This window comes from Aeromonas sp. S12(2024) (assembly GCF_041402305.1).
GTDB lineage: Bacteria > Pseudomonadota > Gammaproteobacteria > Enterobacterales > Aeromonadaceae > Aeromonas > Aeromonas veronii.
Window position 1 is genome coordinate 330,413 of the sequence record NZ_JBGLRB010000002.1, and the last position, 20,358, is coordinate 350,770.

At 61.9% G+C, this 20,358-nt stretch carries 17 protein-coding genes, 1 tRNA gene and 1 pseudogene; 1 reads left to right on the forward strand and 18 read right to left on the reverse strand.

Going from position 1 to position 20,358, the window contains the following annotated elements:
* Positions 1–123: 123 nt before the first annotated feature.
* A pseudogene (gene hypB, locus ACB035_RS03390) lies at positions 124–897 on the reverse strand (hydrogenase nickel incorporation protein HypB); the annotation flags it as partial.
* Here hypB and ACB035_RS03395 point away from each other — a divergent pair.
* Positions 811–1,221 carry a hypothetical protein gene (locus ACB035_RS03395; RefSeq protein WP_371166683.1) on the forward strand — a complete coding sequence of 137 codons (411 nt, stop codon included), beginning with the start codon at positions 811–813 and terminating at the stop codon, positions 1,219–1,221. The pseudogene hypB and the gene ACB035_RS03395 sit on opposite strands and share 87 nt — an antisense overlap.
* On the opposite strand, the gene hypA is transcribed toward ACB035_RS03395, so the two are convergent.
* From hypA to kup, 17 genes are all read right to left on the reverse strand, one after another.
* Complete coding sequence (gene hypA / locus ACB035_RS03400) at positions 1,199–1,540, reverse strand: hydrogenase maturation nickel metallochaperone HypA (protein WP_371166684.1); 342 nt, start codon at positions 1,538–1,540, stop codon at positions 1,199–1,201. The two genes, ACB035_RS03395 and hypA, sit on opposite strands and share 23 nt — an antisense overlap.
* A gap of 69 nt (positions 1,541–1,609) precedes the next feature.
* Positions 1,610–2,614 carry a hydrogenase expression/formation protein HypE gene (gene hypE / locus ACB035_RS03405; RefSeq protein WP_371166685.1) on the reverse strand — a complete coding sequence of 335 codons (1,005 nt, stop codon included), beginning with the start codon at positions 2,612–2,614 and terminating at the stop codon, positions 1,610–1,612.
* Positions 2,611–3,723, reverse strand: a complete 1,113-nt coding sequence (hypD, locus tag ACB035_RS03410) for a hydrogenase formation protein HypD (protein WP_203119019.1) — start codon at positions 3,721–3,723, stop codon at positions 2,611–2,613. The genes hypE and hypD overlap by 4 nt, the downstream gene beginning before the upstream one ends.
* Positions 3,717–3,968: a HypC/HybG/HupF family hydrogenase formation chaperone gene (locus ACB035_RS03415; RefSeq protein WP_040065728.1), complete on the reverse strand. Its 252-nt coding sequence runs from the start codon at positions 3,966–3,968 to the stop codon at positions 3,717–3,719. The genes hypD and ACB035_RS03415 overlap by 7 nt, the downstream gene beginning before the upstream one ends.
* Positions 3,969–3,973: 5 nt before the next feature.
* A complete protein-coding gene (hypF, locus tag ACB035_RS03420; RefSeq protein WP_371166686.1) occupies positions 3,974–6,400 on the reverse strand; it encodes a carbamoyltransferase HypF in 2,427 nt (808 codons plus the stop codon).
* Positions 6,397–8,280, reverse strand: coding sequence for a selenocysteine-specific translation elongation factor (gene selB / locus ACB035_RS03425; RefSeq protein WP_371166687.1), 1,884 nt, complete (start codon positions 8,278–8,280; stop codon positions 6,397–6,399). Before selB ends, hypF begins: the two co-directional genes overlap by 4 nt.
* A 4-nt stretch (positions 8,281–8,284) precedes the next feature.
* Positions 8,285–9,763 carry an L-seryl-tRNA(Sec) selenium transferase gene (selA, locus tag ACB035_RS03430; RefSeq protein WP_371166688.1) on the reverse strand — a complete coding sequence of 493 codons (1,479 nt, stop codon included), beginning with the start codon at positions 9,761–9,763 and terminating at the stop codon, positions 8,285–8,287.
* A 314-nt stretch (positions 9,764–10,077) separates the two neighbouring features.
* Positions 10,078–10,169, reverse strand: a tRNA-Sec gene (locus ACB035_RS03435).
* Between the two features lie 212 nt (positions 10,170–10,381).
* Complete coding sequence (hycI, locus tag ACB035_RS03440) at positions 10,382–10,873, reverse strand: hydrogenase maturation peptidase HycI (RefSeq protein WP_021230220.1); 492 nt, start codon at positions 10,871–10,873, stop codon at positions 10,382–10,384.
* Positions 10,873–11,286 carry a formate hydrogenlyase maturation HycH family protein gene (locus ACB035_RS03445; protein WP_371166689.1) on the reverse strand — a complete coding sequence of 138 codons (414 nt, stop codon included), beginning with the start codon at positions 11,284–11,286 and terminating at the stop codon, positions 10,873–10,875. Before ACB035_RS03445 ends, hycI begins: the two co-directional genes overlap by 1 nt.
* The gene (locus ACB035_RS03450) at positions 11,279–12,094 is read right to left on the reverse strand and encodes an NADH-quinone oxidoreductase subunit B family protein (RefSeq protein WP_371166690.1); all 816 of its coding nucleotides are present in this window, start codon (positions 12,092–12,094) and stop codon (positions 11,279–11,281) included. Before ACB035_RS03450 ends, ACB035_RS03445 begins: the two co-directional genes overlap by 8 nt.
* Entirely contained in the window at positions 12,094–12,651 is a 558-nt protein-coding gene (locus tag ACB035_RS03455; RefSeq protein ID WP_042053810.1) for a formate hydrogenlyase complex iron-sulfur subunit, read from the reverse strand. Before ACB035_RS03455 ends, ACB035_RS03450 begins: the two co-directional genes overlap by 1 nt.
* Before the next feature lie 9 nt (positions 12,652–12,660).
* A complete protein-coding gene (locus ACB035_RS03460) occupies positions 12,661–14,379 on the reverse strand; it encodes an NADH-quinone oxidoreductase subunit C (RefSeq protein WP_040065714.1) in 1,719 nt (572 codons plus the stop codon).
* A gap of 80 nt (positions 14,380–14,459) precedes the next feature.
* On the reverse strand, positions 14,460–15,413 hold the full coding sequence (locus ACB035_RS03465) for a respiratory chain complex I subunit 1 family protein (RefSeq protein ID WP_043819836.1): 954 nt from the start codon (positions 15,411–15,413) through the stop codon (positions 14,460–14,462).
* Position 15,414: 1 nt separating this feature from the next.
* Positions 15,415–17,286 (reverse strand): hydrogenase 4 subunit B, encoded by a 1,872-nt coding sequence (gene hyfB / locus ACB035_RS03470; RefSeq protein ID WP_371166691.1) that lies wholly within the window; start codon positions 17,284–17,286, stop codon positions 15,415–15,417.
* Complete coding sequence (locus ACB035_RS03475; RefSeq protein ID WP_108588287.1) at positions 17,286–17,951, reverse strand: 4Fe-4S dicluster domain-containing protein; 666 nt, start codon at positions 17,949–17,951, stop codon at positions 17,286–17,288. The genes hyfB and ACB035_RS03475 overlap by 1 nt, the downstream gene beginning before the upstream one ends.
* Positions 17,952–18,372: 421 nt before the next feature.
* A complete protein-coding gene (kup, locus tag ACB035_RS03480) occupies positions 18,373–20,241 on the reverse strand; it encodes a low affinity potassium transporter Kup (protein WP_107682899.1) in 1,869 nt (622 codons plus the stop codon).
* Positions 20,242–20,358: the final 117 nt, after the last annotated feature.

The following is a 20,358-nucleotide window of genomic DNA, read 5'->3' on the forward strand; positions in this document are numbered from 1 at the left end:
TGCGAGTATGAAACGCTGGCCATTCTGTACAGAGAGAACCGTTGGCAAAGTGCGCAGATAAAGAGAGGGAGGCATCAGCCTCCCTCTCTTGTTTTCTACCGCTATCAGTGGCGTTTAACCGGTTCAGGCACTGGCCAGCCAGTTGAGCCAGGCATCCATCCCTTCGCCTGTGGTGGCGCTGACCTGGATCACCTGAATATAGGGGTTGACCCGTTTGGCGTTCTCGATGCAGCGGGCCACGTCAAAGCTGACGTAGGGCAGCAGATCGATCTTGTTGATCACCATCAGCTGGGCGGCGGCAAACATGTCCGGGTATTTCAGCGGCTTCTCTTCCCCCTCTGTGACGGAGAGGATCGCCACCTTGTACTTCTCGCCGAGATCGAAGCTGGCGGGGCAGACCAGATTGCCCACGTTCTCGATAAAGAGGATGCCCCCTTCATTGGCGGGCAGCTGGTGGCAGGCGTCGTGGACCATTTTGGCATCCAGATGGCAGCCCTTGCCGGTGTTGATCTGCACGGCAGGGACGCCAGTAGCACGAATGCGATCCGCATCGGCGCTGGTCTGCTGATCCCCTTCGATTACCGCGCAGGGGCGCTTGTTGGCCAGCTGGCGCAGGGTTTCGCACAGCAAGGTGGTTTTGCCTGAACCCGGGCTCGATACCAGATTCAACACCAGCTGGGCCGCCTCGTCGAAGTGTTCGCGGTTATGGGCCGCCAAGGCATTGTTCTTGGCCAGCACATCCATCTCGATGGCGATCAGCTGACGCTGCCCCATGCCGGGCACCGACAATCCCGCTTCCCCTTTGCCGTAGTGCAGATCACCCTGCTGGTGGTCATGGTCATGGTCATGGTCATGGTCATGGTCATGGGGATGCGCGTGGGAATGGCCGTGGTCATGAGAGTGGGCATGATCATGATGATGGTCGTGGGGGTGATCATGGCGGTGCTCATGGGGGTGATCATGCCCCTCATGGCTTATGGGAGCCCGCACCCCGTGGTAGTGGTGATGGACATCTCCCTGATGGTGATAGTGGTGGTGAATGATCAGGGTGCGTGGCGCACTCTGCTCGTGATCATGATGGTGATGGGCGTCATGAGCATGATGATGGTCGTGCTTATGATCATGTTCGTGATGATGCTCATGATCGTGCTCATGGCCGGCAATCCGCGCCTGGCCGCATCCGCATACGCTACACATATCAACTTACCTCGATGTCGGTGATGCGCAGGCTATCACCCTGCGCGACTCGTAATTTGTACCCGCCACACCCGGGACAGGCCTGCCCGCGCTCGGTGAGGGTGACCGTCTGGTTGCAGTCGTAACACCAGGCCTCTGCCGCCTGGTGCTGAAAGTGCAGTTGGGCCCCTTCGACGGCGGTGCCCTTGGCGGCAGCCTCGAAACAGAAGGCAATGGTGCCCGGGTCGACGCAGGAGAAGCTGCCGACCTCGAGCCAGAGGGCGGTCACCTTGGTAAAGCCCCGCTGGGTGGCCTGTTCAGCCGCTAGATCAATGGCGGCCATGGCCAGAGACATTTCGTGCATGGTGGCTCCTTAACCGATATGGGGAGGAGCAGTGACTCTTCCCTGAAATTGAGTGAATGACATGGCCGATCAACAGATCCGCGGCAGCAGTTCCCCCTGCGGCAGCTCCAGATAACGGCGACTGCCCCAGGGGTTGTTGAGGATCACCTTGTGGCGATCGCTTGCCTGCACCACGCCGATCTGGCTGGCGGTGGGGTTGAACTGCTGCAGGATGCCCAGCGCGTCCTGCGCCTGTTCGGCTGGCAGGGCCAGCACCATGGTTCCCTCGTTGGCGAGATCATGGGGCTCGAAGCCGTAGAGTTCGCACAGGCCGCGCACCGGATCGCACACCGGAATGGCGGACTCCTCCAGTTCGATGGCAACACCGGAGGCGCTGCTCCACTCGTTGAGCACGGCGGCAAGGCCACCGCGGGTGGCGTCGCGCAGGGCGTGAGGGGTAATCCCCGCTTTTAGCAGTGCTTCTACCTGCGGCCAGAGGGTGGTGCAGTCGCTCTTGAGATCGGAGCCCAGTTGCAGGGCGTCACGGGCCATCAGGATGCAGGCGCCGTGGCTGCCGATATCCCGCGACACCAGAATGGCGTCACCGGCCTTGAGGTTTCGCACCGATATGCCCCGGCTCTGCTGAGGCATAGGGAAAGTGCCGACCCCGCTGGTGTTGATAAAGATCTTGTCGGCCGCCCCCTTGGGCACCACCTTGGTGTCGCCGCAGACGATGCGGGCACCGCTCTTGGCAAGCTCCGCAGCCATCGACTCGACGATGCGGGCCAGATCGGCGTAGGGGAAGCCCTCCTCGATGATAAAGCTTGCGCTCAGATACTCGGGTTTGGCCCCCATCATGGCCAGATCGTTGACCGTGCCGGCGATGGCCAGCTTGCCGATATCCCCCCCCTCAAAGAAGAGCGGCGAGACGGTAAAGCTGTCGGTGGTGAAGGCAACGGGGCCGCTCACCGGCAGCAGGGCGGCATCTTCACCGCGCAGCAGGATCTCGTTGCCAAAGTGGCGAAAGAAGAGCTGGTTGATCAGCTGATTCATCTCGACGCCGCCGCCGCCGTGGCTTAACTGAATTTCTCTCATTGGATCCCCATATATCGGTAGTAGGCATTGCAGGCCCCTTCGGAGCTGACCATGCAGCTGCCCATGGGCTGGGTCGGGGTGCAGCCCCGGCCAAAGACTTTGCACTGGTTTGGCTTGGCCAGGCCGCGCAAGATATCGGCGCACTGGCACGCCTTGTGGTCATCGATGGGAGTCTGATTAAGGGCAAAGTGACGCTCCGCATCGCGCTTGGCAAAGGCATCGCGCAGGCGCAGGGCGGAGGCGTTGATATCCCCCAGACCTCGCCAGCGAAAGTGCTCGCGGGTCTCGAAAAAGCGCTCGACCAGCCGCTGGGCGGCTTTATTGCCGCTGGCGGTGACGGCGCGGCTGTACTGCACCTCCAGCGCATAGCGACCCTCCACCTTCTGGCGCACCATCATCAAGAGCGCCTCCATCACATCCACCGGTTCGAAGCCACTCACCACCACCGGTACCTGATAACGATCGACGATGGGCAGGTAGATATCGGCGCCGGTGATGACGCTGACGTGGGAGGGGCCGATAAAGGCGTTCACCTTGGCAACGCCGTCGGCCATCACCGCATGAATGGCAGGGGGCACCAGCACATGGTTGATATGAAACAGCAGATTCTCGACCTCTTGCTCTTCAGCGGCAGCAAGTAGCGCCGCTGTCATCGGGGTGGAGGTCTCGAAACCGATGGCGAAGAAGACCACGGTTTTCTCCGGATTCTCTTTGGCGATACGCAGGGCGTCTAGGGGGTCATAGACCGGGCGGATATCGCTCCCCTTGGCCCGCTGCTGTGCCAGCGTGCCCTTGGAGCCCGGCACCCGGATCATGTCTCCCAGGGTGACCAGAATGACATTCGGTTGACTCGCCAGCTCGATGGCCTGATCGATGCGCTCTTTGGGCATGATGCAGACCGGGCAGCCGGGGCCGTGAACGAACTCGATGCTGGCCGGCAGCAGCTGGTGCAGGCCGTACTTCATGATGGTGTGGGTATGGCCGCCGCACACCTCCATCACCCGCAGCGGCTCGGGCAGATCTTTGGCGAGTTCGGTGATCTGGGCGGCGAGGGCGCGGATCACCTCGGGCTGGCGAAAGCCCTGGAACAGGTCATTCAAGGTCAGCATGGCAAGATATCCTGTTTGGGCATCAGGGCCACCATCTGGCGGAAGCTCTCGAGGCTGGCCTGCGCCTCCTCTTCGTCAATCTTGCTCATCACAAAGCCGATATGGAGCAGCACATAGTCGCCCACCTGGAGGGGCTCCTCGAGCAGCATGCAGCTGACGCGCCGCTGCACCCCCAGGGTATCGACGGTGACGCAGTTATCTTCGGGGTGCAGCTGCACCACCTGAGAGGGGATGGATAGACACATGGATTTCAGGACTCCGACAAGGTGGCACAACCGGTTGTGACAGGCTGATGCGTGGCAAGATGGTGGATGGCAAACCAGAGCTGACCGGCGGCGATGCCACCGTCATTGAGCGGCAGGGTTTCGCTGGTCAATACCTGCCGACCGGCTGCTTCGAGAGCGGGCACCAGCTGGTCCATCAGCACCCGGTTTTGAAAGACGCCGCCCCCCAGCGCCACCGGATAGCCGGGGAAGTGTTCGGCAAGGGCAACCACCAGATTGCTGATGGCGCGGATAAAACCGGCGGCCAGGCTGGCGGTGGAGGTGCCTTGGCGCCGCTCGCTGACAAGGGTATGGATGAGCTCGGCCCACTCGATCTGCAGCGGCCCTTCCGCTGATTGGCTGAGATCAAAGGCGAGGGGGAAGGGCTGTTCATCGGGGGCCAGCTGCAAGGCTGCTGCCTCCAGCAGGAGCCCGGCTTCGCCCTCGTAATCGGGGGTGTCGATCACCCCCAAGAGCGCCGCCACCGCATCGAACAGCCGACCGATGGAGCAGGTGTAAGGGGCGTTGCGACCGAGATGCCAGAGCTGGTGCAGGTTGCTGATCCGCTCAAGGGGCAGTTGCTTGATCAACGGAATATCGAGGGCGCTGATCTGCTCAGGGCTATGCGATTCAAACAGCAGCCCCAGCAGCTGGCGTACCGGCTCACGGATGGCCGCCTCACCGCCGATCAGCTTGAACGGCCTGAGATGGGCAACGCGCTCGAAGCCCTTCACATCGGCCAGCAGCAGCTCGCCACCCCAGAGGGTACCGTCATCCCCAAGGCCGGTGCCATCGAAGGCAACACCCAGCACCGGGCCCGTGATGTCGTGCTCGGCCATCACCCCCAGCAGGTGGGCGTGATGGTGCTGCACCTCGAGGTGGGTTGCATCCTGATCCTGGCAATAGCTTTTGGCCCACTGGTGGCTGAGGTAGCCCGGGTGGCGATCCGAGACCAGCAGTTCGGGTTTGAGATCGTAGAGATCGCGAAAGGTCGCCAGGGTCTGCTCGAAGTGCTCCTGCATCGGCAGGCTGTGCAGATCGCCGATATAGGGGCTGTAGATGCGCTGGCGACCGAAGGCGAGCGCCAGCTGGTTCTTCTGTTGCGCCCCGACCGCCAGCAGCGGCACCTTGACCGCCTGTTTCAGGCTGGGGGTGCAGGGGGCATAGCCCCGGGCGAGGCGTAAAGTTTGGCGTCGTCCGCCTGTCCACTGCACCAGACTGTCGTCGCACGGGTGCAGGATGGGACGGTTGTGATCCAGAATGCCGTCAATCTCGCGGCCGAGTTCCCTGACCACCTCTTCGCACTCGATAAGGATTGGGCTGCCGCGACCATTGGCACTGGTGGCCACCAACGGCATGGCGCAGGCATCCAGCAGCAGTTGATGGAGCGGGGTATAGGGGAGCATGATCCCAAGGTAGGGGATGCCGGGGGCGATCCCCTCGGCCAGCGGCGCGGTTGTCAGTAGTGATTCTGAGAGCCGATCATCGCTTTTGCGCTTGCGCAGCAAGGTGATGGGTCTGGCCTGAGAGGCGAGCAGCTTCCACTCGTCTTCGCTGCCGGTGACATGCAATTTGGCCTCGGCCAGGGAGCCCATCATCACCGCCAGTGGCTTGCGCGCGCGCCGCTTGAGCGTTCGCAATCTGGTAACACTCTGTTCATTGCGGGCATCACATATCAGGTGATAACCCCCCATTCCCTTGACCGCGATAAGCTTGCCTGCTTGCAGGGCGCGGGCAGCTGCTTGCAGGGCATCCTCGCGCTCGGCCAGCGCATCGCCGCGGCCGGAGCGCCAGCTGAGATGGGGCCCGCACTCGGGGCAGCTCACCGGCTGGGCGTGGTAGCGTCTATCCAGCGGGTTTTCATAGGCCGCCGCGCAGCGCGGGCACATGGCAAAGCCCGCCATGGCGGTATGGGGGCGGTCGTAGGGGAGGCGGCGGATGATGGTGTAGCGCGGGCCGCAGTGGGTGCAGTTGGTAAAGGGGTAGTTGTGGTGGCGATCGTTGGGGTTGGCCACATCCCGGGCGCACGCCTCGCACATCCCCTGATCCGGTGAGATGGCGACCGTGGCCGCGCTCTGCTGCTGGCTTGCCTTGATATGAAAGGCGTCGTTGTAATCGGGATTATCTTCTTGGGGAAGGTCCCGCTCGCTGAAGTGATCGATGCGGCTAAGCGGCGGCGCCAGTTCCCGCAGTTCGCGGGCAAAGGCTGTGAGCTGCTCAGGCGATCCTTCGGCGCCGATGGTGACGCCGTTGGCATCGTTCAACACATAGCCGGCAAGGCCGTGGCGCAGTGCCAGTCCATAGACGAAGGGGCGAAAGCCGACCCCCTGCACGATCCCGTCGATATGAAATTCGCGGCGTAGCCGGTTGGCCACAGGATTGGGAGAGATAGCGGGGGCGATGGTGGCGCTCATGCAGGCTCCATCTCATCTTGAGTCTGCGGCAAACGCAGCACCCGGCGCTCGTTCTCCTCGCGCCGCACCCAGCCATCCATCTCCATGCGCAGGCAGAACGGAATGGCGTATTTGCGCGACAAACCGGTGATCTCCTTGAGGGATGCCATGTCGATCAGATCTCCCACCTGCTGGCCCGCCAGCACGGCGGTGACCATCTGGTTGTAAAGGGCGGCGTCGTAGTAGATGGGGCCATCGAGCTGCACCAGATACTTGAGTCGCGCCAGATTGCGCAGCTGCTTTTGCAACGCGCCTTTTTGTAGCAGGCCCTGCTGCAGGGCCGCGGGCAGCTTGCGGGTGATAAAGGGGTCCAGCTCCACGCCGCCGGGGCCCAGTTTACCGGGCTCGTACCCCTCCTTGCCTTGATCTCGCACCACCTTGAGCACCAGCTGCGCCTCTTCCCCCAAATCATCTTCCGACTCGCCGCTGCCCTGCTGCCACTTGTCATGGTGCAGGCGAACAAGCTGCTCGCTCTTGAGCTGCTGGAGCAGGGCCTGAATGACCGGCAGGGCGATGCCAAAGCGGGTTGCCAGCTCGGCGGCGCTGAGCGGTTCGCTGGCCAGCGTGGCGAGCAGCTGGTCGCGGCTTTGGGCCAGCCAGCAGTTATCCAGCAGCCACTCACCGAGGGGGGGGATCTGCTCTGGCTGCTGGTCAAAGCGGCTGGCCAGCACATAGCCATTGAGCCCCAGTTGCAGGGTGGCCGGGTTGTAGTGCTCCAAGTCATCAGGTAGCTCGCCCAGCAGGGTGTGCAGCGCCTTGCGTCTGGCGGGATGGATGTCGCCGCACCAGACGATGCGGGCGCCGTGCAGCAGTTCGCTGCTTCCGTGACGAATGATGGCAAGCGGCTGGCCAAAGAAGCAGGGGATGGGGCTGGTAAAGATCAGCCGCGCCAGCCGGGTCTCTTTTATTGGTACAAAGCGCGCACGGCCATGCCAGCTGCCGAGGGCTACTTCCACTTCCTGCGTGCGTAACGCCTTGCCGCTCAGGCTCTCGGCGTTGAGCCGCACGATAAGGTGGGTTGCCGCCTCGCACTGACCGGCGGTGCTGGTAAGGCAGTGGCCGCGGGCCACCTCCTTGTGAGGCACTTTTTTCAGGCCCACCGCCACCCGGCAGACGGCGCCGATCTCGTCGACGCTCTGGTGATAGGCCTGCAGGGAGCGCACCTGCACCTCCCGATCGGCGGGGTAGAGGCGCAGCTTGTCCCCCACCTTGAGGCTGCCCTGCTGCAAGGTGCCGGTAAGCACTGTGCCGGTGCCGTTGGCGGTAAAGACCCGGTCTACATACAGTCGCGGGGCACCCTGTTCGCGAGCCGCTTGTGAGGCTGGCAGATCGGCAAGCTGGCGCACGATGGCGGTGTGCAGGGCAGCCATATTAGCGCCGGTCTTGGCGCTGACGCTGACGATATCGGGCACCATGCCGCTCTCGTCCATCACCCGCTCCAGCAGACTCTCTTCCAACAGCAAAAGCTCGTCAGGGGAGACCAGATCGCACTTGTTGATGCAGACCAAGATGCGTGGCACCCCCATCGCCTTGAGCAGGCGCAGGTGATCGCCGGTCATCGGCATCCACCCCTCGTCGGCGGCGATGACCAGCAGCACTAGATCCAGACTCCAGAGCCCCGCCACCATATTGCGGATATAGCGCTCGTGGCCGGGCACGTCGATGACGCCTATGGTGTTGCCCTGACCGTCGTCGAAGTGGGCAAAGCCGAGATCCTGGGTCATGCCGATGGCCTGCTCATGGGCACGGGCGGTGGTGATGCCGGTGATGGCCTTGATCAGCAGGGTCTTGCCGTGATCCACGTGGCCGGCAAGGCCGATAACGGCGCGATAGGGGATCATGGGATCAGGGCTCCTCGGTCGCATTTGTTGCATTGAACGGGGTGGGCAGCAGCAATTCCCTGAGTTGGGCGATCAGCAGCTCCATCTCGGTCGGCAGCAGAGTGGCCATATTGAGCAGCACCTTCTGCTGGCGCACGGTGGCGATGACCGGCACCGGCAGTTCGCGCAGCTCATCGAGCAACTGCTGGGCCGGACGCGGGTCGGTGCATTCGAGCGCAGGGGCCGGATAGAACTCGTCCGGCAAGGTGCCGCCGCCCACCACCAGCTGGGCGGGGACCGGCACAAAGCAGCCGGGCAGGGCGGCCATCAGCCGGGAGGCTCTCGCCTGCATGGCGGCCGGGTTGCTCAAGGTGCGCTGGGCGATGCCTTCGCCGATGGGAGATTTGTTGAGCTTGTGGATGAGCAGGCGTTCGAGCAGGGAGTAGACGATGCGGCTCGGGCGGAAGGTGCGCATCATAGGGTGTTTTTCCAGTCGCTTGATAAGGTCGCTACGGCCGCTGATGATGCCCGCTTGCGGGCCACCCAAGAGCTTGTCGCCTGAGTAGCAGACCAGATCCGCCCCCGCCTTGATGTACTGGCGCACCGAGGTTTCATCCGGTGCAAACTCTTCTGTGGTCAAGCCGGAGCCCTGATCCACCGCCAGCACCACGTGTTCGGGCAGGGCGCGGGCCACCTCGCCGATATCGGGGGACTCGGTAAAGCCGCGAATGGCGAAATTGGATCTGTGCACCATCAGCACCAGCGCGGTCTGATCGGTGATGGCATCGAGGTAATCTTTGGCGGTAGTGATATTGGTAGTGCCCACCTCAACCAGTTTGGCGCCGGAGAGGGCCAGAATATCGGGAATGCGAAAGCCGCCACCAATCTGGATCTGCTCGCCGCGGGAGACGATCACCTCGCGCCCCTTGGCCACTTCCTGCAGCAGCAAAAAGAGCGAGGCGGCGTTGTTGTTGACCACCAGCGAATCCTCGGCCTGGGTGAGGCAACGGAGCAGGGGGGCGATCAGCCCCTTGCGCCCGCCGCGCTTGCCAGTGGCGAGATCCAGCTCCAGATTGTTGTAGCCGGTGTTGAGGTCACGCACCTCGTCCCACAGCTCGTGACTTAATGGTGAGCGCCCCAGATTGGTATGCACCAGGGTGCCGGTGGCGTTGATCACCCGGGTTTGACGCTGGCGCAACTGCTGTTGGCAGCGTTTGGCAATCAGCGCCTCGATCTGCTCGGGGGCGACGCCATGCTGGCGAAAATCTTCGCTCTGGCGCAGCTCGCTCAGGGTGTCGCGCACCGCCTGAGTCACCAGTGGGCGGCTCAGCGCCTCGATAAATCCGGCGAGAAAGGGTTGCTGCAGCAGCTGTTCCACTTGCGGCAGACGGCGCGTTTGTTGCTGGCCGGGCTGTTGCTGAGAATCTGGCTGTGAATCGTCGGCAGCCTTACCTGATGCGGGCTGGCGGTGGGGGATGGCTGGCGCGTGAGACGAGTTCGGCATGGGATTACCAGTGCAGTGCGTGGGTTCGGGATGCGCACCGGTTTGCCGATAGAGAGGCCGAGCTGACGGGTTATGGCACTGCTGGCGATTTGCGGATGAGTGCAAATTGGATGCATCAATGAGCGGGTATAAATTAATGCTGCATCGATGCTGATAAATTATTTTTTGGCCAGCGAGATAACCTGAGTCCGGATTATATTGGCAAGCGGCAAGCACCTTTTTTAAGGTATTCTTTCAAACATATTGAACAAGCGATGAAAATAACACTCGGGCAGATAAACTCAGCGAGAGAGTATTTGTTCAATAGATAAATTTGGCGGAAGAGGCAGGAATCGAACCTGCCAAAGCCTTCTCGGCTCACATCGGTTTTGAAGACCGAGGAGGCCACCAGACCCCATCAACTTCCTTAACGGTCGCCATTTTGTGGCAAATTTCTGTGACTGGCAACGCTTTTTTGTCATAAAAAAGCGAGAGTTAGCGATTTTTTGAAAAAATCAAAGAACCTTGTTTTATATCAAGTTCAGCACAATTAGCCCGATGTTTTTAATTTAACATCGGGCCTCGATCACATAGCCAAAAGCGTCAGTCAATAACGGTCGTTAACAACTCGCTAAATAATCACCGCTTGGCGTTGGCAATATTCCACTGATCCAGTTTGTCTATTAACAGACTGGTATCTTTGGCGGCATCAAGATGCAGATAAAGATAATCCATCGCCTCGCTCACCATCTCGGTCATCGGGAAGGAGAACGCCACGATGGCCGGTTGTACCCCGACAAAGATCACCTCGGGGACAAAGGTCTTGAGCTCGTCGATCAGGAAATTGAGCGGCATATTGTGGGTCGAGAAGATAAACATCTCGGCGATGGTCTCGGGGGGGATCACCTGCAGGGTACCCGCCTTCTCGCCGATCTCGGCGGCATCCACCAGCACCACCCGCTCCGGTTGCAGCTCCCGCACCTTGTAGACCACATTTTCCGGCGCGATGCCGCCGTCGATATGGATCCAGCCGGGCAGGGGGGCGGCCTGCAGCTTGTCGGCGAGATAGGGGCCGGCACCGTCGTCCCCCATCATGGCATTGCCCACGGTCAACACGAGATTGCAGCCCATCAGCGGCTCCTTACCATCAGGTACATATGGGGATCGTTATAGAGGGCGGTGAGCTGATCCATAAAGGTGTTGGTCCAGCCCAGCTCCTGCTCATCGAGCACATTGTCGGCTTTGCGCAGCCGGTCGAAGGCGCAGGCCAGCATATGGCAGTGCTCGCGATAGATGGTGACCTCGCCAAAGGTGAGAAATCCCTCCATCTTGCGGCGCGCTTCACTCCCCTCTGGCAGCTTGGCTACCCAGTCGCGATAACCGGTCAGCGAACAGACCAGGTCTGCTCGCAGGCAATCGACGATGCCGAGGTGGTGGCCGATGGCGAGGCTGTAGTACATCACCTCCCTGGCCTCTTCCGGCACGTCGAACTGCTCGTCGACGAACTTGCGCGAGAGGCGGTAGAAAAAAACCTCGTCAGCCATGCACCGCCTCTCCCTTGCCGCCCGCCCGGTTGAGGCAGGCGTTTGCGAGGTTGTTGACGATCTCCGAGAGGCGCGGATCGTCGTGCTGATCGAGGTAACTCTGGATGCGCAGATCCACATCCTGCTGGGTCGCCCCTTCGAGCAGGGCCATGAATTCGTCGGCGATGATCCGCCCCTGACGATAACCGGCCATGCGGCGCGCTTCGCGTTCGATCATCACCCGAATCTCGTTGGGGATGCCGGTGTGGCGCAGCTCGACCCGCTCACCCGGTTGCACCTCGTGGCTGGTGGCTTTGAGTTTCTGCTCAAGCAGACCGAGCGCCACGGCAAAGCCATAGATGGTGGCCGCCGGTGTCGGAGGGCAGCCCGGGATATAGACATCCACCGGCACGATCTTGTCGGTGCCGCCCCAGACGCAGTAGAGGTCGTGGAAGATGCCACCGTCACAGCCGCAGGCGCCGTAGGCGATGCAGATCTTGGGATCGGGCGCCGCCTCGTAGGCGCGCAGGGCCGGTACCCGCATCGCCCGGGTCACTGCGCCGGTAAAGAGCAGGATGTCGGCGTGGCGGGGGGAGGCGACCACCTTGATGCCGAAACGCTCGGCATCAAACAGCGGGGTGATGGTGGCGAAGATCTCGATCTCGCAGGCGTTGCAGCCGCCGCAATCGACCCGGTAGACATAGGCCGAGCGGCGAATGTCTTTCAGCAGGGTCTTCTTGAGTTTGGTGATCTCGGGATCCTGTGCCAGCGGCACGGCGCGGGTATGGGCATGGCCGACAACCGGTTCTATGCCTTTGATCTTGCTCATCACATCCACTCCTTTTGTGCGGCCATCGGTGTGGCTATCGGTGTGATCAGGGCCGAGTCAGGCTGGCTCAGCATGCTCTGTTTTCGTTTGCAGTCGGGGCAGTGGTGCAGCCGCTCCGGTGTCGTGAGTGGTGTGCCTGCCTGCTTGAGGGTGTCCTCCACCAGCGCCACCAGCTTGCTCGGGGCAAAGTAGGTGCCGCACAGGGTGCAGGGGGCCAGCGCGAAGCGGGCCTCCTCATAGAGATCCGCCTTGTTGGTCACCGCCAGCTCGAACTCGGGGGAGAGGGCGATGGCGCGGGTCGGGCAGACCTCTTCGCAGCGGCCGCAGAAGATGCAGCGCGCCATGGAGATCTCCCAGCGCCGTTCGCCGGTCTCCATATCGACTTCCATCACCAGCGCATTGGCCGGGCAGGCCTTGGTGCAGGCGGCGCAGGCGATGCACTGATCCGCCTGATATTTGGGTTTGCCGCGAAAATCCCGGTTCACCTCGTAAGGGGCGAAGGGGTACTTGGCGGTCGGGGTGCCAGCCTTGAGGATGGTCTTGAACAGCTTGATCATGATGACCCCTTACTTCAGCGGAGAGTTTTTGCGATCGATGCCGTAGCGCTCGATCTCCTTGTAGGAGACCACGGTGGATTTGCCCTTCTTGGGGTCGACCAGGGTGACCCGGTCGGTACAGGAGTAGCAGGGATCCAGACTGCCGATGATGAGCGGTGCATCCGCCACGGTATTGCCGCGCAGCATGTAGCGCAGGGCGGGCCAGTTGGCGTAGGTGGCGGCGCGGCAGCGCCAGCGGAACAGTTTCTGGTTGTCCCCGGTCATGCTCCAGTGGACGTTCTCGCCGCGGGGCGCTTCGGTAAAGCCCAGCGCAAACTTGCCCGGCTGGTAGGTGAAGCCTTCGGTGAGCAGTGGCCCTTCCGGCAGGTGCTCAAGACCGAACTCAATCATGTCGAGGGAGTCGTAGAGCTCGTGGATGCGTACCAGCACCCGGGATTGCACATCGCAACCCGCCTTGGTCTGGATCTCCATCGGCAGCTCGCGGTAGCCGGCAAAGTCGTGGACCCGGCGCACGTCGCGCTTGAAGCCACTCGCCCGCACCATGGGTCCGACGCAGCTGAAATCACGGGCAATCTGCGGCTCGAGCTTGCCGATACCGATGAGGCGGGAGGAGATGTTGGCGGTATCCAGCAGCATGGCCACCAGGGGTTTGAGCTCATCACGCAGCTCCCGTACCAGCTGGGCACCCTTGATGCGATCTTCCTTGAAGATGTCGCGGCGTACCCCGCCAATCAGATTGAGACCGTAGGTCTTGCGCGCGCCGGTCAGCAGCTCGGCCAGGGTCATGGATTTCTCCCGCACCCGGAAGAACTGCATAAAGCCGGTGTCGAAACCGGTGAAGTGGCTCGACAGGCCGATGTTGAGGATATGGCTGTGCAGGCGCTCCACCTCCAGCAGCACGGCGCGGATCATCTTGGCCCGCTCCGGCACCGGAATACCCATGGCGTTCTCCACCGAGGTGGTGTAGGCGACGCTGTGGGTAAAGCCGCAGATGCCGCAGACCCGATCGGTCAGGAAGGCCACTTCGTTGTAGCCCATGCGGGTTTCTGCCAGTTTTTCCATGCCGCGATGGACATAGAAGAGGCGGTAGTCGGCATCGATGATGTCTTCTCCATCGACGAACAGACGAAAGTGGCCCGGTTCATCCGAGGTGATGTGCAGCGGGCCGACCGGCACGATGCGGTTGGCATCACTGCCGAGCTCGTTGACGAAGGGGTAGGTCTCGGTGTCAGTGGTGGGCATAGGGCGCTGGCGATAATCCATGGCGTCCTTGCGTAGCGGGTGGATATCCTCCGGCCAGTCGTCCGGCAGTACCAGACGGCGTTCGTCCGGCAGTCCAATGGCGCGCAGGCCGTACATGTCGCGGATCTCCCGCTCGCCCCACACCGCTGCCGGAATGGTCGGGGTGATGGAGGGGTACTCCTGGGTATCGGCATCCACCAGCACCTTGACGGTGATCCAGCACTTGGTGTCGCCCTCCATGGAGAAGACGTGGTAGACGGCGAAGTGGCCGTTGAGGCTGCGCTCGTCATTGGCAAAGGAGAGCGGAAGCCAGCCCCCCAGCTGATGGAAGATCAGGCTGGCCGTCTCGACCAGACTGGTGGGCTTGACGGTAATGGTGGCCTGATCGGCGGTTTGCCACTCCTCGTCGACGATGGCGTGGGGCAGTTGGGCTCGCACCTGCTGGATGTAGTCGCAGCCGATGCGATCCGAAATGGCGATGGTCATGCAGTTCTCACTTTAATGTTCGGGAATGAGCATTCACAAATGATGAAATCGGAAAAAGTTGCTGTGCTGGCGGGCATGGTTCAGATCCCGACCAGATAGGCGAGCAGCGCCAGCAGAGCCAGCCCCAGCCCAAAGCGGGTGAGCTTGTGGGTGCGCACGAACTGGGTACGGGCCATGGCGTTTTCGATGATGCCAGCCAGCAAAAAGGCCACCAGCAGCTTGCAGGCGAGGATTAGCGCCGCGCCGATGAGCGCAGGCAGACTCCAGTTGGCCGCCTTGCCGAAGGGCAGGAAAATCACCAGAAAGAGCTGCACCACCACCAGTTGCTTGAGGCCGATGGAGAGCTTGAGCAAGGCCAGCCCCGCACCGGAATACTCGGTGAGCGGCCCCTCCTGCAACTCCTGCTCGGCTTCGGCGCAGTCAAAAGGCAGCTTGCCCATCTCGACAAACACCGCGAAGGCACAGGCGGCACCGGCCAGCAAGGTGGCGATGGGCGCGGCCAGTGGCTGGGTCGCCACATAGCTGCTGATGTTGCCCAGATCCGAGCTGCCCACCATCATCGCCATGATGAAGCAGGCGAGCACCAGAATGGGCTCCACCAGAATGCCGAGGGTCAGTTCGCGGCGGGCACCGATCCCTGCAAACATGCTGCCGCTGTCGAGCCCCGAGAGGGAGAAGAAGAAGCGGAAGATGGCGAACAGATAGATGTCGGTGATGAGATCCCCGGCGATGGGGAAGGGGGACTCGTGAGTCAGGGTCGGCAGCGCCATCCCCACCAGCAAGAGGGCGGCGATGAGCAACGCCGGCATCAGGTTGAAAATGATGCCGGCAGGCTCGGGAGTTACCTCCTGACGGCGCAGGAGCTTGGCGATATCCCGGTAATCCTGCAGCAGGCCCGGCCCCTGACGGGAGTGCATCTTGGCCCGCAGCACCCGGTTGAAACCGGTGGCGAGCGGCGCCAGCGCCAGCATGGCGATGGCCTGGGTCAGGGCGAGGGCAACCATGCCCCAGCTCGGCATTTCAAGAACAGGCATATCAGACTCCTACAGCCATCAGGATAAAGAGCGCCAGCACAACACCGTGCAGCAACCAGCCGGTCGTCCCGCTGGTATCGCTCACCCCGTGCAGGGCGCTGGCCAGATCGAGCTGCGGCTGCTTGCGATAGAGCGGCGCGCAGAGTTGGCGCAAGGTGTGGGTGACACCGCCGGAGGTGAGGCTCATGCGCTCCTCATAGGCGTAACCACAGGCCCACGGGGTGCCGGCGTGACGACGACCCAGCTTGGGGCCCTTGAAGATGGCCAGTACCAGCAACGGGATGAGGAACAGCCCCAGCAGGGTGATGGCGATAACGGGCGGGGAGAGGATCGCCTGGCTGCTATCGAGTGGCAGCAGGGTGGCACCAGTGGCCACGTTCATTTGGCCGCTTACCAAGGCTTGGCCATAGCTGGCGATATGGGGGGCAATCCAGGGGGCGCCCAGACCCAGCACCAGACAGACCGCGGCCAGCAGCAGGGTGCCTGCCACCATGGCGCCCGGCACTTCGCGGGCGTGGCTCGCCTTCTCGCTGCGCGGTGCGCCGCAGAAGCAGATGCCATACACCTTGACGAAACACATCACCGCCATGGCGCCGGTCACCGCCAGCATCACTACCGCGAGCGGCGCGACGACCGAGGTGCCGAGCTTGGTCATGGAAAGAAGCGACTGGTAGATAAACCACTCGCTGACAAAGCCGTTGAGCGGCGGCAGCGCCGAGATGGCCATTGCACCGATGAGGAACGCCAGCGCAGTCCAGGGCATCAGTTTGGCCAGCCCCCCCATCTTGTCCATGTCGCGGGTGTGCAGGCGGAACATCACCGAGCCGGTGCCCATAAAGAGCAGGCTCTTGAAGATGGCGTGGTTGAGCAGGTGATAGAGCGCACCGAGCAGCCCCAGCACCACCAGTGCCGGTTGCTGGTTGGCGATGCCGATCATGCCGATGCCCATCCCCATCAGGATGATGCCGATGTTCTCCACCGTGTGGTAGGCGAGCAGCCGCTTGAGATCGTGCTCGGCCAGTGCAAACAGCACCCCGAGCACTGCCGAGCTGGCGCCGAAGATCAGCACCATATAGCCCCACCAGAGCTGGCTGGCGCCGAGAAAATCGATGCTGACCCGCAAGATGCCAAAGAGACCCAGCTTCACCATGACGCCGGACATCAGCGCCGAGATATGGGACGGCGCAACGGGCTCGGCCACCGGCAGCCAGCCGTGTAGCGGCACGAAACCGGCGCGCAGGCCAAAGCCGCAGAAGCTGAGCAGAAACACCAGGGAGGCCAATCCGCCCGCCAGATGGTGCTCGCGCAGCGCGGCGAACTCCAGCGAACCGCTTCCGCGGCAGAGCAGCCAGAAGGCGATCAGCACCAGCGCCATGCCGATATGGTTCATCACCAGGTAGAGACGGCTCTGTTTGGCGGCCTCCGGGTTGGTCTTGACCAGCCAGTAGGTGGTGAGGGTCACCAGCTCGTAGCAGAGCAAGAAACCGAGCGCGTTGTCGGCCAGCACCATGCCCACCATGGCAAAGAGGAAGAGGTTCATCAGCGCGCCGATGGCCATATCCCCCTTGCCCTGATATTCGCGGATATAGGCAAAGGAGTAGAGGGCGACGGCGACGCCGACGGTGCTAATCACCAACAGCATTAGCGCGGAGAGCATATCGAGGTGCACCGAGCCCAGCAGCCAGAGCTGGCCGTCGACGGGGGCGCCTTGAGCAAAGATCTGGATGGCGGCGACCAGACCCGCGAGCGACCCCAGCAGGGCAAGGCCGCTATTGAGACGGTTGGCCAGTGCGGGCAGCTTTTGCAACAGCAAACCGGCAGCAGCGCCCAGCAAAAAGAGCTGGAGCGTAGCCATTACAAGGGGGGACAACATCAACGAACTCCCTCTGTGGTGGATAAATCGGATGCAGGGAGCGCCGTGGCAGGCGCCGAGAAGGCAGAGGCCCCTTGCGGGTTGGTGTCGGCCGCTTGCTGGCGACGGATACGGGCGGCGCGTTCGGTGTCGCCGTCATTAACCAGCTTCAGTGCCTGGGAGGGGCAGGCTCCGACACAGGCCGGGCCATCGGTGCGAAACTCGCACAGGTCACACTTGACCGCAATGCTGCGCACCCCCGGCTCCCAGCTCAGCAGATCCTCGCCAAAGCAGCGCAGGCCAGCGGAGGTGGAGGGGTTGCTGGAGCGGATGGAGCAGGGGATATAGGTGTCGTAACTGGTGGCCACGGCCACCGGACGGCTGCCGCCGCTCTGGATGGCGCCAAAGGGACAGGCCACGGCGCAGAGATTGCAGCCGATGCAGAGCGACTCGTTGAGTTGCACGCAATCGCCGGTCTGGCGAATTGCCTCGACCGGGCACACCTTGATGCAGGGGGCATCGTCACAGTGACGGCACTGAACCGGCATGGTCGCCTGCTCGTGTCGCATAACGGTTAAACGGGGGGCTTGCTGCAAACCTTGCGCCTTGTGTACCTCGCTGCAGGCCGCCATACAGGTGCCACAGCCGATACAAAGCTTGGGGTCAGCGATAACGAAGCGGTTCATAGCCTACCTTGTCGTGTCGCGAACGGAGAAAGTAGGGGCTGGTTGGCAAGATACGGGCCAGATTGGTTTTTGCAGCGAAATTGGTTTTAAGTGGCTGTTTTTAAATAAATAAAAATATTCGCATGGTTGGATGAACGCGCTGATGTGGCTGTCGAACTGTGACGTTCGTCACTTGTGACGAAGCCGCCAAGAGGGTTCGTCACCTTGGAAAACGCAGCAATAAGCAGGGTGCAAAGAACGCAGTGAATTGCACCGTTTGCAGCATATGGCCACGGTGGTTTGCCCCCTTCTCCCCTCGCGGGAGAAGGGCTGGGGATGAGGGGGCCGGTAACTGGGTTAACGGAAACAACAGAGGGAGGCCAATGCCTCCCTCTCCATTTGCTGACGTTTTAAATGCCATCAAGAGGCTATCAACCCGTCATCAGATATCCACCTGGGATCCCAGCTCGATAACCCGGTTGGGCGGGATCTCGAACTGATCCGGGGCCCGCAGGGCGTTGCGCTGCAGCAGCATAAAGAGCTTGCCGCGCAGATAGAGATACCAGGGGCGGTCTTTCATGATGAGCGACTCGTGGGCCATAAAGAACGAGGTCTCCATCATCCGGCAGCTGAGCCCCTCGGCGTTGCAGCGGTGGAAGATCTCCTCCACGTTCGGGGTCTCGCGCCAGCCGTAGCTTGCCACCACCCGCCAGAAGGTAGGGGAGAGCTGCTCGATGCAGACCCGGCGCACATTGTGGACGTAGGGCACATCCTCCACCCGCAGGGTGAGCAGGATGATCCGCTCGTGCAGCACCTTGTTGTGCTTGAGGTTGTGCAGCAGCGCATGGGGGATCACATTGACCACCCGCGACATATAGACCGCAGTACCGGCCACCCGGGTCGGCGGGGATTTCTCCAGTGACGCGATCATCGGCTCAAGGGAGTTGCCGTGCTCGTTAAGGCGGCGAATAAGCTGGAAACGCTCGCTCTTCCAGCTGGTCATCACGGTGAACATCACCGCGCCCAGGGTGAGCGGCAGCCAGCCACCGGAGAAGATCTTGGCGAGGTTGGCGGCAAACAGCGGCACGTCGATACAGAGCAGCGCGGCAAACAGGATGGCCACCAGATACTTGTTCCAGTGCCAGCTGTTCTTGGCCACCGAGCAGGAGAGGATGGAGGTAAGCACCATGGTGCCGGTCACCGCGATGCCGTAGGCCGCCGCCAGATTGCTGGAGTGCTCGAAGCTCATGATGACGATCACCACCGAGATATAGAGCATCCAGTTGATGACCGGAATATAGATCTGGCCGGACTCCTGCTCGGAGGTGTGAACGATGCGAATGGGGGAGAGATAACCGAGCCGCACTGCCTGCCGGGTCAGCGAAAAGACCCCGGAGATCACCGCCTGCGAGGCGATCACCGTCGCCATGGTTGCCAGCAGCAGCAGCGGCACCAGCGCCCATTTCGGCGCGAGCAGGAAGAAGGGGTTGGCAATGGCGGCGGGGTTACTTAGCAGCAGCGCCCCCTGCCCGAAGTAGTTGAGCACCAGCGAGGGCAGCACCACGATAAACCAGGCGAGGCGAATTGGATTCTTGCCAAAGTGGCCCATATCCGCGTAGAGCGCCTCCACCCCTGTGATGGCCAGCACCACGGCGCCGAGGGCAAAGAAGGAGGTGGTCTGGTACTGGATAAAGAAGCGCACCGCCCAGACGGGGTTAAGCGCCCCCAGTACCTCGGGGTTGTGGATGATGCCGCGCAGCCCCAGCACCGCCAGCGTCATAAACCAGATCAGCATGATGGGGGCAAACAGCTTGCCCACCATGGCGGTGCCATGTTTCTGGATGGCAAACAGCAGGGTCAGCACCAGCACCGAGAGGGTGACGATATAGGGGTCGAGGGCGGGGGTGAGAATGCTCAGACCCTCGATGGCCGACATCACCGACATCGCCGGAGTGATCACCACTTCGCCATAGAAGAAGCTGCCGCCAATCAGGCCGAGGATGATCAGCAGCGGTGTCCAGCGGGTGGAGGCGTTGCGGGTCGCCAGCGACATCAGGGTGAGAATGCCACCCTCGCCGGCGTTGTCGGCCCGCATCACAAAGGAGAGGTACTTGACCGACACCACCAGGATCAGCAGCCAGAAGATCAGCGAGAGAAAGCCGAGAATGGAGGCCGGCTCGACGCCGAATCCGAATTGACCTGACAGGCACTCGCGCAAGGTATAGAGCGGGCTGGTGCCGATATCGCCATAGACTACGCCAATCGCCGCCAGCATAACGCCGGGAGTGGCTTGTTGTTTATCACAGTTCATGAGTTCATCTTGTCAGTTTGATGTTTACACGTTTGCCACAGCAGATCGCCCCGAACACATCAGGTATGTGTGGATGCAACATCGGGGGGAAATCAAAGGATTGCGATGGGAAGGGAG